General features: G+C 44.2%; 1 protein-coding gene. It reads right to left on the bottom strand.

Going from position 1 to position 231, the window contains the following annotated elements; translation table 11 throughout:
* Positions 1-231 (bottom strand): hypothetical protein (locus tag CVH10_RS24880; protein ID WP_219925135.1); only part of this gene is annotated, 231 nt, incomplete at both ends.

Raw genomic sequence — 231 nt, 5'->3', positions numbered from 1 at the left:
ATGCAACGATAGCCAAGCTGGGTAAATAGAGCCTCTGCAAAATCACTGGTCGCACCATGCATACAGTCGATGACAATTTGCTGTGGGGCATGAAAATAGGTGGTTTGAGTGAATTTGGCTTGATTGATGTGAGCAAAAGCCTGCTCGATTGCTTGGATATAAGTTGCAAAAAAATCCTTGGGCGTTGAATAAGTAGTTTGCCTAATGGCAGCAATAAGCCTGTCATCAGGC

Origin of the sequence: Halomonas sp. ND22Bw, from assembly GCF_003011945.1 — a bacterium.
Taxonomy (GTDB): domain Bacteria; phylum Pseudomonadota; class Gammaproteobacteria; order Pseudomonadales; family Halomonadaceae; genus Halomonas; species Halomonas halophila.
The sequence above is the reverse complement of the archived record's forward strand: the minus strand, read 5'-3'. Positions and strand labels throughout refer to the sequence as shown.